The following is a 14,128-nucleotide window of genomic DNA, read 5'->3' as shown; positions in this document are numbered from 1 at the left end:
CGGAAGACGGCTGCGGCTGACCCTCTCTGTCGCACCCATGGTGTGCAATGGACGGCGTGCCCGCCCTGGACGAACCCCTGAAGAAGACGGTCGGCGGCAACACCGCGAAGGTGTTGGCCGAGCAGCTGAACCTGCACACCGTCGGCGATCTGCTGCACCACTACCCGCGCCGGTACGCCGAGCGCGGGGAGCTCACGCGCCTCGCCGACCTCCCGCTCGACGAGCACGTGACCGTCGTCGCCGAGGTCGCCGACGCCCGGCTGCTGACGTTCAACAAGGGCAAGGGCGTGCGTCTGGAGGTCACCCTCACCGACGGCAGCGGGCGGCTCCAGCTGGTGTTCTTCGGGCGGCCCGCCCGGCACCACCAGCGGGAGCTGGTGCCCGGCCGGCGCGGCATGTTCTCCGGCAAGGTCGGCGTCTTCAACCGCACCCGGCAGCTGGCCCACCCGGCGTACCAGCTGCTGGACCGCGACAGCGACCTGCGGGACGCCGAGGCGTGGGCCAACGAGCTGATCCCCCTCTACCCGGCCTGCGCCAGGATGGAGTCCTGGAAGATCTCCCAGTCCGTCGGCACCCTGCTCGACTCCCTGGAGGCCACCGGCTGGGAGCGCATCGTCGACCCGCTGCCGGAGAGCCTGCGCCGGGAGCGCGGTCTCGCGCCGCTCCCCGAGGCCTTCCGCCGGGTACACCGGCCCGCCACCAAGGCCGACATCGCCCGCGCCCGCGAACGCCTCAAGTGGGACGAGGCGTTCGTGCTGCAGACCGCCCTGGCCCGCCGCCGGCACGCGGAGTCCCAGCTGCCCGCCGTCCCCCGGGTCCCCCGTCCCGACGGCCTCCTGGCCGCCTTCGACGCCCGGCTGCCGTTCACCCTCACCGAGGGCCAGCGGCAGGTCTCGGCCGAGATCTTCGCCGATCTGGCCGCCGAGCACCCCATGCACCGGCTGCTCCAGGGCGAGGTGGGCTCTGGCAAGACCCTGGTCGCGCTCCGCGCCATGCTGGCCGTCGTCGACACCGGCGGCCAGGCCGCGCTGCTCGCGCCGACCGAGGTGCTGGCCCAGCAGCACCACCGTTCCGTCACCGAGCTGATGGGCGAGCTGGCGGAGGGAGGGATGCTCGGGGGCGCCGAACACGGCACCAAGGTCGTCCTGCTCACCGGCTCCATGGGCGCGGCCGCCCGCCGCGCCGCGCTGCTGGACCTGGCCACCGGCGAGGCGGGCATCGTCATCGGCACCCACGCCCTGATCGAGGAGAAGGTGCGGTTCCACGATCTGGGGCTCGTCGTGGTGGACGAACAGCACCGCTTCGGCGTCGAACAGCGTGACGCCCTGCGCTCCAAGGGCAAGCAGCCCCCGCACCTGCTCGTCATGACGGCCACGCCCATCCCGCGCACCGTCGCCATGACCGTCTTCGGCGACCTGGAGACCTCGGTCCTCGACCAGCTCCCCGCGGGCCGGTCCCCGATCGCCAGCCATGTCGTCCCCGCCGGGGAGAAACCGCACTTCCTCGCCCGCGCCTGGGAACGCCTGCGCGAGGAGGCGGAGGCGGGCCACCAGGCCTACGTGGTCTGCCCCCGCATCGGGGACGAGGAGGACACCCCCGCCCCCGCGCGGCGCAAGGCGGCCCCGTCCGAGGGGGACGCCGAGGACGCGGAGCGCCGCCCGCCGCTCGCCGTCCTGGACGTCGCCGAACAGCTCGGGCGCGGGCCCCTCGCCGGGCTGCGGGTGGAGGTCCTGCACGGCCGGATGCAGCCCGAGGCCAAGGACGACGTGATGCGCCGCTTCTCCGCGGGCGAGGTGGACGTCCTGGTGGCCACCACGGTGGTCGAGGTCGGCGTGAACGTCCCCAACGCCACGGTGATGGTGATCATGGACGCCGACCGGTTCGGGGTCTCCCAACTGCACCAGCTCCGCGGCCGGGTGGGCCGCGGCAGTGCCCCCGGCCTCTGTCTGCTCGTCACCGAGGTGCCCGAGGCCGCCCCCGCCCGGGCCCGGCTCGGCGCGGTCGCCGCCACCCTGGACGGCTTCGAGCTCTCGCGGATCGACCTGGAACAGCGCCGGGAGGGCGACGTGCTCGGCCAGGCCCAGTCCGGCGTGCGGTCCAGCCTGCGGATGCTGGCCGTCATCGAGGACGAGGACGTCATCGCGCAGGCCCGGGAAGAGGCGTCCGCGCTCGTCGCCGCCGACCCGGAGCTGGAGCGGCACCCGGAACTCAGGACCGCCCTCGACGCCCTGCTGGACGCCGAGCGCGAGCAGTTCCTGGACAAGGGCTGAACCGGATCCGTCCGGAGGAGGCCCGGGGAAGGGCCGCGGCACCGGTCAACGTCCGCCGCCGCGGGCCCCGTTGTCAGTGCCCGATGGGAGAATGGACCCAGTCCGGACCGATCCCGACGGGGATCGGCGGATTGGATCCCTGGGGGCTGATTTCATGGCATTCCGGCATCTCAACGAACTCCCGCTCGGTGACAGGATCTTCCGCATCGAGCTCGCCAGCGACGACGACTCCACCGTCACCCTCACCCTCACCGGCTGGCAGGAGGACGCCCCGGAGACGCTCCTCGCCTCCGGCGCGCTGACCCTGCCGCTCACCGACGTCCCCGCGCTGCGCATCGCGCTCAACCGGGCGCTGCGCGCCCTCGCGCTCGTCGCCGACGTGGCCGAGCCGATCCCCGACCGCGACGTCCTGCGCGAACTGTTCCCCGGCCACGGCGCCCCCTGGGTGCCCCAGCACGAGGAGGACCTCACCCAGCGCTTCCACGCCGGCGAGACCATCGCCCGGATAGCCGCCCGCTTCGGCCGCACACCCGACTCGGTGCGGACCAAGCTCCGTGAGCTGGGCCACGACCCCCGCCGCCCCGACCACTGCCCGCCCGACGGCTGCCTGTCCTGGTCCCGGTACGCCTCCCCGGCCCTGGTCGGAGCCGGTGCGCCCGCCGCGCCGGAGGCGGAGGAGGCGCCACGGGGCTGACGCCCTATCGTGGGACGAAACCAGCGCGCCGGGGCGGCGGCCGGCAGTGGCCGCCGCCCCGGCCCACCGCGAAGGGCCCCACGATGACCCGCGTGATCGCCGGAGCAGCCGGCGGCCGCCGCCTGGCCGTACCGCCGGGTACCGGCACCCGCCCCACCTCCGACCGGGCGCGCGAAGGGCTCTTCTCCACCTGGCAGTCCCTGCTGGGCGACCTCGACGGCCTCCGCGTGCTCGACCTCTACGGCGGCTCCGGCGCCGTCGGCCTGGAGGCGCTCTCCCGCGGCGCCGCCCATGTCCTGCTGGCGGAGTCCGACCAGCGGGCCGCGCGCACGATCCGGGAGAACGCCCGCGCCGTCGGCCTGCCGGGGGCCGAGGTCCGCGCCGCCCGGGCCGAGCAGATCGCGGCCGGGCCCCCGCCGGAGGAGCCGTACGACGTGCTCTTCCTGGACCCGCCCTACGCCGTCACCGACGGCGATCTCCGGGAGATCCTGCTCACACTCCGCGCCCGGGGGTGGCTGGGCGAAGAAGCCCTGGTCACTGTGGAACGCAGCACCAGAGGCGGGCGGTTCGACTGGCCGGAGGGGTTCGAGGCGGTGCGGGCGCGCCGCTACGGGGAGGCCACCCTTTGGTACGGTCGCGCCGCCCCGACCCGCACGGACGTACCCACGGACGCGCCGTCGGCGAGCGAGTCATGACCGGACCGGAGAGTGAGGGACCTGTGTTGCGCCGTGCCGTCTGTCCGGGGTCCTTCGACCCCGTCACCAACGGGCATCTCGACATCATCGGCCGGGCGTCCAAGCTGTACGACGTCGTGCACGTCGCCGTGATGATCAACAAGTCCAAGCAGGGCATCTTCGCCATCGACGAGCGGCTGGACCTGCTGCGCCGGACCACAGCCGAGTACGGCAACGTCGAGGTCGAGTCCTTCCACGGCCTGCTGGTGGACTTCTGCAAGCAGCGCGACATCCCCGCGATCGTCAAGGGCCTGCGCGCGGTCAGCGACTTCGACTACGAACTCCAGATGGCCCAGATGAACCACGGCCTCTCCGGGGTCGAGACGCTCTTCGTCCCCACCAACCCCACCTACAGCTTCCTCTCCTCCAGCCTGGTCAAGGAGGTCGCGGCCTGGGGCGGCGATGTCTCGCACCTGGTGCCGCCGATCGTGCTGACGGCCCTCACCGAGCGGCTCGGCCGGCGCTGACGGGCGGGCGGCCTGCGCCGCTGTCGGCGGACGGCCGGATGGACGTACAGTCGTCCCGTCCGCGAACCGTCCCGGTCCAGAGAGTTGCGAGCATCCATGGACGTGCAGAAGAAGCTCGACGAGGTCGTCGACACCGTCAGAGGCGCCCGGTCCATGCCCATGTCGGCGTCCTGTGTGGTCAACCGCACCGAACTGCTCGCCCTGCTGGAGGAGATCCGCGAGGCGCTCCCCGGCTCCCTGGCCCAGGCGCAGGAGGTGCTGGGCGGCCGTGAGCAGGTGGTCGAGGAGGCCCGGCGCGAGGCCGAGCGCGTCATCGAGTCCGCGCACGCGGAACGCGCCTCGCTGATCTCCGGCACCGAGATCGCCCGGCAGGCGCGGAGCGAGGCCGACCGCATCCTCGGCGAGGCCCGCCGCGAGGCCGAGGAGATCCGGGCCGAGGCCGACGACTACGTGGACAGCAAGCTCGCCAACTTCGAGGTCGTGCTGACCAAGACCCTCGGCTCCGTCGACCGCGGCCGCGAGAAGCTCCTCGGCCGCGGCCCGGGCCTCGACGAGCAGGGCTACGCCGACGAGGAGGCCCCGGAGCGCAGCGCCGACCCGGCCACCCTGCGGGACCGGGCGGACGCCTATGTCGACGCCAAGTTCGGTGCCTTCGAGGCCGTCCTCGCCAAGACCCTCGAAGCCGTCGGCCGGGGGCGGCAGAAGCTCCAGGGCCGGCAGGCGATCGACGACCTGGGCGCGCACATGGCCGCCCAGGACGGTGTCGACCACCAGCGGACCAGCGACGCCGACTACCTGGCGGGCCTCGCCGCCCCGCAGGCGGACGGCCGGTCCGCCGTCCCCGCGCAGGAGCCCGCGGCCCCGGAGCAGGGCGACTACTACGCCCCCGCCGCCGGCTACCAGCAGGACCCGTACGGCTACCAGGGCGGTTACCAGCCGCAGCAGCCGCAGCAGCCCGCCCCGGGTGACGCCTACGGCTATCCGCAGCAGGACCCCTACGCCCAGCAGACCTACGGCCACCAGCAGGGCTACGGCGGCCCGGAGACCTACGGGCAGCAGTACCAGCAGGGCCGTCCCCAGCAGGACCCCACCGCGCTGGACGAGACCAGTCTCTTCGACACCAGCATGATCGACCTCGACCAGCTGCGCCAGTACGAGCAGGGCCGCTGACCCACCGCCCGGCCGCCGCCCCGCGGGCCCGTCCGGAGCCGATTGGGTCTGCGGCGGGCCGTCCAGTATCCTGACTGTTCGGTCGCGTACGTCCGCGATCCCGGCTGCCCGCACACCCGCGGCGGGCCGCCCGTACCGCCACCGTGGAAAGCAGGAAGCCCTGAACGCCCGCCCCGACCACCGCAACCCGCTCGTGTTCGACACACATGAGCTGGGCCGCCGTCCCGGTGCGATGCAGCGGCTCTCCCGCTCCGTCGACGCGCCCGCGGACCTCGGCATCGAGGTGATCGGGGTGCCCGCCGGGGCGACGGTGGAGCTCGATCTCCGTCTGGAGTCGGTCATGGAGGGGGTACTGGTCACCGGTACCGCCCGTGCGCCGCTCTCGGGGGAGTGCGTAAGGTGTCTGGAGCCGGTCGAGCGCGAGCTCGAAACGGACTTCCAGGAAATGTTCTCCTACCCCGACGCCGACAGCCGGACCCGCCACGAGGCGGAGCCGGAGGACGACGCCGAGGAGGAGACGTTCTTCGTCGAGGACGGTCTGATCGACCTCGAACCCGTGCTGCGGGACGCGGTGGTGCTCGCACTGCCGCTGCAGCCGGTGTGCCGGGAGGACTGCCCCGGTCTGTGCCCCCAGTGCGGAGCACGGCTCGAGGACGACCCGGACCACCACCACGACGCCGTCGACATCCGTTGGGCGGCACTGCAGGGACTCGCCGACACCGTCAAGGGCGGCGGGAAGGACAACGTGAGCGGCGCCGAAGCGGGCGCCGACGAGAAGCAGGAGAAGTAGCCGTGGCTGTTCCGAAGCGGAAGATGTCGCGCAGCAACACGCGCCACCGCCGGTCGCAGTGGAAGGCTGCGGTCCCCACCCTGGTGTCGTGCGAGCGCTGCCATGAGCCCAAGCTGCAGCACATCGCGTGCCCCAGCTGCGGGACCTACAACCGTCGTCAGGTCCTCGACGTCTGATCGGCGGGTGAGAGGCTCTATGTCGGACGCCGGCGCATCCCCCCGCAAACGCGGGGGCGAATCGGCTCAGGCGGACACGGCCTCGTCGCACACGCTGCTGGAAGGGCGGCTCGGCTACCGGCTCGAGTCCGCCCTTCTGGTGCGTGCGCTGACGCACCGCTCGTTCGCGTACGAGAACGGCGGGCTGCCCACCAACGAACGGCTGGAGTTCCTCGGGGACTCCGTGCTCGGACTGGTGGTCACCGACACGCTGTACCGCATCCACCCGGACCTGCCGGAGGGCCAGCTGGCCAAGCTCCGGGCCGCGGTGGTCAACTCGCGCGCCCTGGCGGAGGTCAGCCGCGGCCTCGACCTGGGCTCCTTCATCCGGCTCGGCCGGGGCGAGGAGGGCACCGGGGGCCGCGACAAGGCATCCATCCTCGCCGACACCCTGGAAGCGGTGATCGGCGCGGTCTATCTCGACCAGGGTCTGGAAGCGGCCGCGGAGCTGGTGCACCGGCTCTTCGACCCGCTGATCGAGAAGTCCTCGAACCTGGGCGCCGGCCTGGACTGGAAGACCAGCCTCCAGGAACTGACGGCGACCGAGGGCCTGGGCGTCCCGGAGTATCTGGTCAGCGAGACCGGACCGGACCACGAGAAGACCTTCACGGCTGCTGCCCGCGTCGGTGGTGTCGCGTACGGCACCGGCACCGGCCGCAGCAAGAAGGAAGCCGAGCAGCAGGCGGCCGAGGCCGCCTGGCGCGCCATCAGCGAGGCCGCGGAAGCGGCCGAGACCGCGGCCGCGGCCACGGCGTCCGAGGTCGCCGGCGCCCGTGCCGCCGCCGGAGCGGACGGCGGAGCCGTCACAGCCGACGGCGACGGCACACCGGCGGACGGCACCGCGGAGGATGCCGAGCGCGCCACCCGCTGAACGTCCCGCACCCTCGCGGCGCCGTCGCGGGGAGCGGACGGTACGGGCCCACCGGCAGGCGCCGGTGGGCCCGTACCGTCCGCTCCCCTCCCGCCGCCGCGCCATCCGCAGCCCCCTGTTCCCCGCCCCCCATCCCGCCCCAGGAACGACCGCCCGGCCCGGGTCCCGGCCGGTGCCCGGAGGAGGAGAAGCCGTGCCCGAACTGCCCGAGGTCGAGGTGGTCCGGCGGGGCCTGGAGCGCTGGGTGAGCGGCCGCACCGTCGCCGGTGCCGAGGTGCGCCACCCCCGGGCCGTCCGCCGCCACACCCCCGGGCCCGAGGACTTCGCGGCCCGGCTCCGGGGCGCCCGGTTCGGGCCGGCGTACCGCCGCGGCAAGTACCTCTGGCTGCCGCTGGGCACCGTGCCCGAGCAGGACCCGGACGCCCCCTCGGCCGGAACCTCGCTGCTGGGCCATCTCGGCATGAGCGGCCAGCTGCTGGTCCAGCCCGCGGACGCCCCGGACGAGACACACCTGCGGGTCCGGATCCGCTTCGCCGACGCTCTCGGCACCGAACTGCGCTTCGTCGACCAGCGCACCTTCGGCGGCCTCTCCCTGCACCCATGGGTGCCCGGCGATCCGGAGGGTCTGCCGGACGCCATCGCGCACATCGCCCGCGATCCGCTCGACCCGGCCTTCGACGAGGCGGCCTTCCACGCCGCGCTCCGCCGCCGCCGGACGACCGTCAAACGGGCCCTGCTCGACCAGACCCTGGTCAGCGGGGTCGGCAACATCTACGCCGACGAGGCGCTGTGGCGAGCGCGGCTGCACTACGACCGCCCCACGGAGACCCTCACCCGCTACCGGAGCACCGAACTGCTCGGCCACGTACGGGACGTCATGCACGCGGCGCTCGCGGCCGGCGGCACCAGCTTCGACAGCCTCTACGTCAATGTGAACGGCGAGTCGGGCTACTTCGACCGCTCCCTGGACGCCTACGGCCGCGAGGACGAGCCCTGCCGCCGCTGCGGCACCCCCATGCGCCGCCGCCCCTGGATGAACCGGTCCAGCTACTACTGCCCGCGCTGCCAGCGCCCGCCGGCCCGGCGCCGTGCCGGAGGCTTCTAGTAGCCGAAGTCCTGGGTCCACCAGGGGCCGCCGTCCCCGAAGTGCGCGCCGACCCCCAGGGTGCGGTAGCCGCAGTTGAGGATGTTGGCCCGGTGGCGGGGGGTGTCCAGCCAGGCCTCCATCACCGCCTCCGCGGTCGTCTGCCCGCGGGCGATGTTCTCGCCGCCCAGCCCTTCGATGCCCAGCCTCCCGGCGCGGTCCCAGGGGGTGGCACCGTCCGGATCGGTGTGCGCGAAGAAGTCCCGCTCGGCCATGTCCCGGCTGAACGCCCGGGCCAGATCGGCCAGTACGGGATCCGGGGTCACGGGGGAGCAGCCGGCCTCCCGCCGCTCCCGGTTCACCAGGACGAGCACCCTGGCCTCGGCGGCCCGTTCCGGCCCGGCCCCCGGAGCGCCGGACCGCAGGCTCTCCGCCTCGGCCGGCGCGCCGCGGGACGGGGCGGTCCCGTCCGCGGGAGAGGCGGCGGGGTCCCCGGCCGTCCGCCGGGGGGAGGGTGCGGACGACGGCACACCGGCGTCGGGGGAGGCCGCCGTCGCGGAGGGCCGCGCGGGCCCGGCACCCGGTCCGGCGGCGGCCCCGCCCGGTGCCGCCGGGTCCGTGGTGGCCGCCTCGCCCGGTCCGGGGGCCGCTGGAGACCCGGTCCACACGGGAGCCGCGGGCTCCTCCGCGCCGCCGAAGACGTAGCCGCCCCCGCCCGGCAGCAGACCGGAGGCCACCGTGACCACGCCGACCGCGACGGCCGTCGACACTCCCAGCAGCCCCGTCCGGACCGGCGCCCGGTTCCGCCGCCCCGGCCGCTCCGCGGGCTGCGGCTCGCGGCCGGATCCGGACTCCGGGGGCGCGGGCTCACTGCGTCGCTGGCGGCCCATGACCCACCCCTCCGCTGTCCGCGTCAGCCGATCTCACCCATACGAGTGAGGTTTCGTTGACCGGGGACTGTACGCCATGGCGCGGGGACGGATGTGCCCTCCCTGTGCCCGCCGGGATAGCGTTCCTCCATGGAGCAGGACGTCCGCCTCACCGCCTGGGTACGCGGCCGTGTCCAGGGTGTGGGGTTCCGCTGGTTCACCCGGGCCAGGGCCCTGGAGATCGGCCGTCTCACCGGTTTCGCCTCGAACCTCGGCGACGGCCGGGTGCAGATCGTGGCCGAGGGGCCCAGAGATCATTGCGAGCGTCTGCTCGACTGGCTGCGCACCGGTGACACGCCCGGCCGGGTCGATGGTGTCACCGAGATATGGGACACATTCCGGGGCGGTTACCGGGACTTCGAAATCCGCTGAGCCGCCGGCCCCGATACGGCGGCCTCCGGCGGAATGATCCGGAGATCACCGTGAGAGAACGGCGATGACCTGGTGGTTGCCAAGAACGCGCCGCCGTGCAAGGCTGCGGCCATAAGGATGATCTCCGCCCCCCCGCGGGCCTTCCGGAGAGAGCAGCGCCGCATGTCAGAGCGGCGCGCCCCCGGGACGCCCGGCGATACGGGGTGTGATCGTGTTGACCGTCAAACCATTTGGTGAGACGCTTGAATCCCCGCGCACCCCACCTGTTCAGCACCGGGAATGACGGTGGTGACGGGCACCGCGGGTGCGACTAGCTCACGACCCACACCGCATCGGTCGGTCACTCAGTGTGGAGGACCATCCATCATGGCAAAGGCGCTTCTCGGTTACGTCGGCGGTTCCGACCCGCGACTCATCGCCGAGATGCGACGGCTTCAGCAGCGCGTACAGGACCTGGAATCCGAGATCGTACGGATGCAGGCCGAGAACGACGCGCTGTCGGCCGCCGCTCATCACGGTGACTCGCTGCTCGAAAGCTTCGATGTATCCAAGGCGGAGCCGGCACTCACCTGAGGCCGGGCTTCCGGCCGGTCCGGCGGCCGGGTACCGCTGAGAATCTGCAAGGGACGCTTCGGCGTCCCTTCTTCTTTTCCGTCCGGTCTCTTTCTCCTCCACCCTGGTGTGCCCGGCGCACTCCCGTGTGAAACCGAAAGGAACGCGGCGGAACGGGGAAGTGAGGCGCACGGGACGGGTGACGGACGCGTGCCGGAAGGTAGAGTCCAGCGGCGTGCACCTCAAGAGTCTGACCCTGCGCGGGTTCAAATCCTTCGCGTCGGCCACGACACTCCGTTTCGAGCCGGGCATCACCTGTGTGGTGGGCCCGAACGGCTCCGGGAAGTCCAATGTCGTGGACGCCCTGTCCTGGGTGATGGGGGAACAGGGCGCGAAATCGCTGCGCGGCGGAAAGATGGAGGACGTGATCTTCGCCGGCACCACCGGCCGCCCGCCGCTGGGCCGGGCCGAGGTGTCGCTGACGATCGACAATGCCGACGGCGCCCTGCCCATTGACTACGCCGAAGTGACGATCACGCGGATCATGTTCCGCAACGGCGGCAGCGAATACCAGATCAACGGGGACACCTGCCGGCTGCTCGACATCCAGGAATTGCTGTCCGACTCCGGTATCGGCCGCGAAATGCATGTCATCGTCGGCCAGGGGCAGTTGGACTCCGTTCTGCATGCCGATCCCATGGGGCGCCGGGCCTTCATCGAGGAGGCGGCCGGAGTTCTCAAGCACCGCAAGCGCAAGGAGAAGGCGCTGCGGAAACTGGACGCGATGCAGGCCAACCTCGCGCGGGTCCAGGACCTCACCGACGAACTGCGGCGGCAGCTCAAGCCCCTCGGCCGGCAGGCGGCCGTGGCCCGGCGGGCCGCCGTCATCCAGGCCGACCTGCGGGACGCCCGGCTCCGTCTGCTCGCCGACGACCTGGTCACCCTGCGGGAGGCGCTCCGGGCCGAGGTCGCGGACGAGGCGGCCCTCAAGCAGCGCAAGGACGCGGCCGAGGCCGAACTGCGCGCGGCGCAGCGGCGCGAGGCCGAACTCGAGGACCAGGTGCGGCGCCTGGCCCCCAGGCTGCAGCGGGCCCAGCAGAACTGGTACGAACTGTCCCAGCTCGCCGAGCGGGTGCGCGGCACCGTCAGCCTGGCGGACGCCCGGGTCAAGAGCGCCACCACCGTCCCCGCGGAGGAACGGCGCGGCCGGGACCCGGAGGACATGGAGCGGGAGGCGGCCCGGATCCGTGAGCAGGAGGCGGAGCTGGAGGCCGCGCTGGAGGCCGCGGAGCGGGCGCTGGAGGACACCGTCGCCCACCGGGCCGATCTGGAGCGCGAACTGGCGCGCGAGGAGCGGCGGCTGAAGGACGCCGCCCGCGCCATCGCCGACCGGCGCGAGGGACTGGCACGGCTGCACGGGCAGGTGAACGCGGCGCGGAGCCGGGCGGCGTCCGCCCAGGCGGAGATCGGGCGGCTGGCCGAGTCCCGGGACGACGCCCTGGGCCGCGCCACCGCCGCGCAGGAGGAGTACGAACAGCTCCGGGCGGAGGTGGACGGGCTCGACGCGGACGACGCCGAGCTGGCCGGCCGCCACGAGGCCGCCAAACGGGAACTCACCGCCGCCGAGGCCGCGCTGAACGGCGCCCGGGAGGCCGTCACCGCCGCCGAGCGCAAACGGGCCGCGACGGCCGCCCGGCACGACGCCCTCGCCACCGGGCTGCGGCGCAAGGACGGCACCGGGGCCCTGCTCGCCGCGGGCGAGCGGCTGGCGGGCCTCCTCGGCCCGGCCGCCGAACTCCTCACCGTCGAGTCCGGCTACGAGGTGCCGGTGGCCGCGGCGCTGGGGGCCGCGGCCGACGCCGTGGCCGTTGACGGCCCCTCGACGGCGGCGGAAGCGCTGCGGCTGCTCCGCAAGACGGACGCCGGCCGCGCGGCCCTGCTCCTGGGCGGCGGCGCGGCCGAGCCGGACCCTCCGGCGGACGGGACGCTCCCCGGCGGGCACCGCCACGCCGCCGGCCTCGTCAGCGGTCCGCCGGGGCTGCTGCCCGCCGTACGCCGGCTGCTGCGCGGGGTCGTGGTGGTCGGGACGCTGGAGGACGCCGAGGACCTGGTCGCCGCGGAGCCGGAGCTGACGGCGGTCACCGCCGAGGGCGATCTGCTCGGCGCCCACCTCGCCCAGGGCGGTTCCGCCGGTGCGCCGAGCCTGCTGGAGGTGCAGGCGTCCGTCGACGAGGCGGCGGCCGAACTGGCCGAGCTGGCCGTACGGTGCGAGGAACTCGCGGGGGAGCAGCGGCGGGCGGGGGAGCGGCGCACCGCGTGCGCTGCCCTCGTCGAGGAGTTGGCGGCCCGGCGGAGCGCCGCCGACCGGGAGAAGTCCACCGTCGCCCAGTCGCTGGGCCGGCTGGCGGGCCAGGCCCGGGCCGCGGCGGGCGAGGCCGAGCGGGCCTCCGCGGCGGTCGAACGCGCCGAGGAGGCGTTGCGGCGCGCCACCGAGGAGGCCGAGGAGCTCACCGAACGGCTGCTGACCGCCGAGGAGGCGGCGCTGGCCGATGGGGCCGAGGAGGAGCCCGACACCTCGGCCCGGGACCGGCTGGCCGCCGACGGTGCCAATGCCCGGCAGACGGAGATGGAGGCCCGGCTCCAGGTCCGTACCCATGAGGAGCGCGTCAAGGGGCTCGCGGGCCGGGCGGACGCGCTGGACCGCGGCGCGCGCGCCGAGCGGGAGGCCCGGGCGCGGGCGGAGCGGCTGCGGGCCCGGCTGCGGCACGAGGCGGAGGTCGCCGCCGCGGTCGCGGACGGTGCCCGGCAGTTGCTGGCGCACATCGAGGTGTCGCTGGTACGGGCCGGGGAGGAACGGGCCGCGGCCGAGCGGGCCAAGGCCGGCCGGGAGGCGGATCTGGCCGCGGAGCGCCACCGGGGCCGGGACCTCAAGAGCGAGCTGGACAAGCTGACCGACTCGGTGCACCGGGGCGAGGTGCTGGGCGCCGAGAAGCGGCTGCGGATCGAGCAGTTGGAGACCCGGTCGCTGGAGGAGCTCGGCGTCGAACCGGAGGTGCTGATCGCGGAGTACGGGCCGGACCAGCTCGTGCCGCCGTCGCCGCCCGCGGAGGGCGAGACGCTCCCGGAGGACCCGGAGGACCCGCGCAACCGGCCGGTTCCGTATGTGCGGGCGGCCCAGGAGAAGAGGCTGAGGGCGGCCGAGCGGGCGTACCAGCAGCTGGGCAAGGTGAACCCGCTCGCCCTGGAGGAGTTCGCGGCGCTGGAGGAGCGCCACAAGTTCCTGACCGAGCAGCTCGACGACCTGAAGAAGACCCGGGCCGACCTCCTTCAGGTCGTGAAGGAAGTGGACGAGCGGGTCGAGCAGGTCTTCACCGAGGCGTTCCGGGACACCGCGCGCGAGTTCGAGGGCGTCTTCTCCCGTCTCTTCCCCGGTGGCGAGGGCCGGCTGCTGCTCACCGACCCGGAGAACATGCTGTCGACCGGTGTGGACGTCGAGGCCCGGCCGCCCGGCAAGAAGGTGAAGCGGCTCTCCCTGCTGTCGGGAGGTGAACGCTCGCTGACCGCGGTGGCGATGCTGGTCTCCATCTTCAAGGCCCGGCCCAGCCCGTTCTACGTGATGGACGAGGTGGAGGCCGCGCTCGACGACACCAATCTGCAGCGGCTGATCCGGATCATGGAGGAACTCCAGGAGAGCTCCCAGCTGATCGTGATCACCCACCAGAAGCGGACGATGGAGGTCGCCGACGCCCTCTACGGCGTCTCCATGCAGGGCGACGGGGTGTCCAAGGTCATCAGCCAGCGGCTGCGCTGACGCCGTCCGGTCCGCGCCGGGGCGGTGGCCCTCCGGGTGTGCGGACGGGCGTGCATGAGTGCGGGAGTCCCGGGGAAGCCGCTGAACGGCACTGCATTTGACTTCAGGAATTGAACACATAGTCTCGGCTGAGTTCACCTTGCCTTCAAGTGGTGTTCCCCTGGCGGTG

The 14,128-nt window shown here is 73.5% G+C and carries 13 protein-coding genes; 12 read left to right on the top strand and 1 reads right to left on the bottom strand.

Translation table 11 applies throughout. The features are described from left to right. The first annotated feature begins 47 nt into the window (after positions 1-47). From recG to mutM, 9 genes are all read left to right on the top strand, one after another. On the top strand, positions 48-2,270 hold the full coding sequence (gene recG, locus SXIN_RS08325; protein WP_019709857.1) for an ATP-dependent DNA helicase RecG: 2,223 nt from the start codon (positions 48-50) through the stop codon (positions 2,268-2,270). A 154-nt stretch (positions 2,271-2,424) separates the two neighbouring features. Continuing rightward, positions 2,425-2,964 (top strand): hypothetical protein, encoded by a 540-nt coding sequence (locus SXIN_RS08320; protein WP_019709856.1) that lies wholly within the window; start codon positions 2,425-2,427, stop codon positions 2,962-2,964. Next, a complete protein-coding gene (gene rsmD / locus SXIN_RS08315) occupies positions 2,859-3,659 on the top strand; it encodes a 16S rRNA (guanine(966)-N(2))-methyltransferase RsmD (protein ID WP_337589370.1) in 801 nt (266 codons plus the stop codon). Before SXIN_RS08320 ends, rsmD begins: the two co-directional genes overlap by 106 nt. Next, the gene (coaD, locus tag SXIN_RS08310; RefSeq protein WP_039822114.1) at positions 3,656-4,165 is read left to right on the top strand and encodes a pantetheine-phosphate adenylyltransferase; all 510 of its coding nucleotides are present in this window, start codon (positions 3,656-3,658) and stop codon (positions 4,163-4,165) included. Before rsmD ends, coaD begins: the two co-directional genes overlap by 4 nt. 96 nt (positions 4,166-4,261) lie before the next feature. Beyond that, on the top strand, positions 4,262-5,335 hold the full coding sequence (locus tag SXIN_RS08305) for an ATP synthase F0 subunit B (protein WP_019709853.1): 1,074 nt from the start codon (positions 4,262-4,264) through the stop codon (positions 5,333-5,335). Between the two features lie 160 nt (positions 5,336-5,495). Continuing rightward, entirely contained in the window at positions 5,496-6,125 is a 630-nt protein-coding gene (locus SXIN_RS08300) for a YceD family protein (RefSeq protein WP_039822113.1), read from the top strand. A gap of 2 nt (positions 6,126-6,127) precedes the next feature. After that, positions 6,128-6,301: a 50S ribosomal protein L32 gene (gene rpmF / locus SXIN_RS08295; protein WP_039822111.1), complete on the top strand. Its 174-nt coding sequence runs from the start codon at positions 6,128-6,130 to the stop codon at positions 6,299-6,301. A 19-nt stretch (positions 6,302-6,320) separates the two neighbouring features. Next, complete coding sequence (gene rnc, locus SXIN_RS08290) at positions 6,321-7,211, top strand: ribonuclease III (RefSeq protein WP_043469872.1); 891 nt, start codon at positions 6,321-6,323, stop codon at positions 7,209-7,211. A 193-nt stretch (positions 7,212-7,404) separates the two neighbouring features. After that, positions 7,405-8,316 (top strand): bifunctional DNA-formamidopyrimidine glycosylase/DNA-(apurinic or apyrimidinic site) lyase, encoded by a 912-nt coding sequence (gene mutM / locus SXIN_RS08285; RefSeq protein ID WP_019706465.1) that lies wholly within the window; start codon positions 7,405-7,407, stop codon positions 8,314-8,316. Here mutM and SXIN_RS08280 read toward each other — a convergent pair. Next, positions 8,313-9,185, bottom strand: coding sequence for a CAP domain-containing protein (locus SXIN_RS08280; protein ID WP_095756807.1), 873 nt, complete (start codon positions 9,183-9,185; stop codon positions 8,313-8,315). The two genes, mutM and SXIN_RS08280, sit on opposite strands and share 4 nt — an antisense overlap. A 129-nt stretch (positions 9,186-9,314) precedes the next feature. Here SXIN_RS08280 and SXIN_RS08275 point away from each other — a divergent pair, with 129 nt between their 5' ends. The 3 genes from SXIN_RS08275 to smc all read left to right on the top strand — a co-directional run bounded on the left by SXIN_RS08275 (position 9,315) and on the right by smc (position 13,959). Then, positions 9,315-9,596: an acylphosphatase gene (locus tag SXIN_RS08275; protein ID WP_019709849.1), complete on the top strand. Its 282-nt coding sequence runs from the start codon at positions 9,315-9,317 to the stop codon at positions 9,594-9,596. Between the two features lie 366 nt (positions 9,597-9,962). Continuing rightward, a complete protein-coding gene (locus SXIN_RS08265) occupies positions 9,963-10,169 on the top strand; it encodes a hypothetical protein (protein ID WP_019709848.1) in 207 nt (68 codons plus the stop codon). Positions 10,170-10,383: 214 nt separating this feature from the next. Beyond that, entirely contained in the window at positions 10,384-13,959 is a 3,576-nt protein-coding gene (smc, locus tag SXIN_RS08260) for a chromosome segregation protein SMC (protein ID WP_095756806.1), read from the top strand. Positions 13,960-14,128: the final 169 nt, after the last annotated feature.

Source organism: Streptomyces xinghaiensis S187 (genome assembly GCF_000220705.2).
Lineage (GTDB): Bacteria > Actinomycetota > Actinomycetes > Streptomycetales > Streptomycetaceae > Streptomyces > Streptomyces xinghaiensis.
This window is presented reverse-complemented; position numbering and strand designations above follow the sequence as displayed.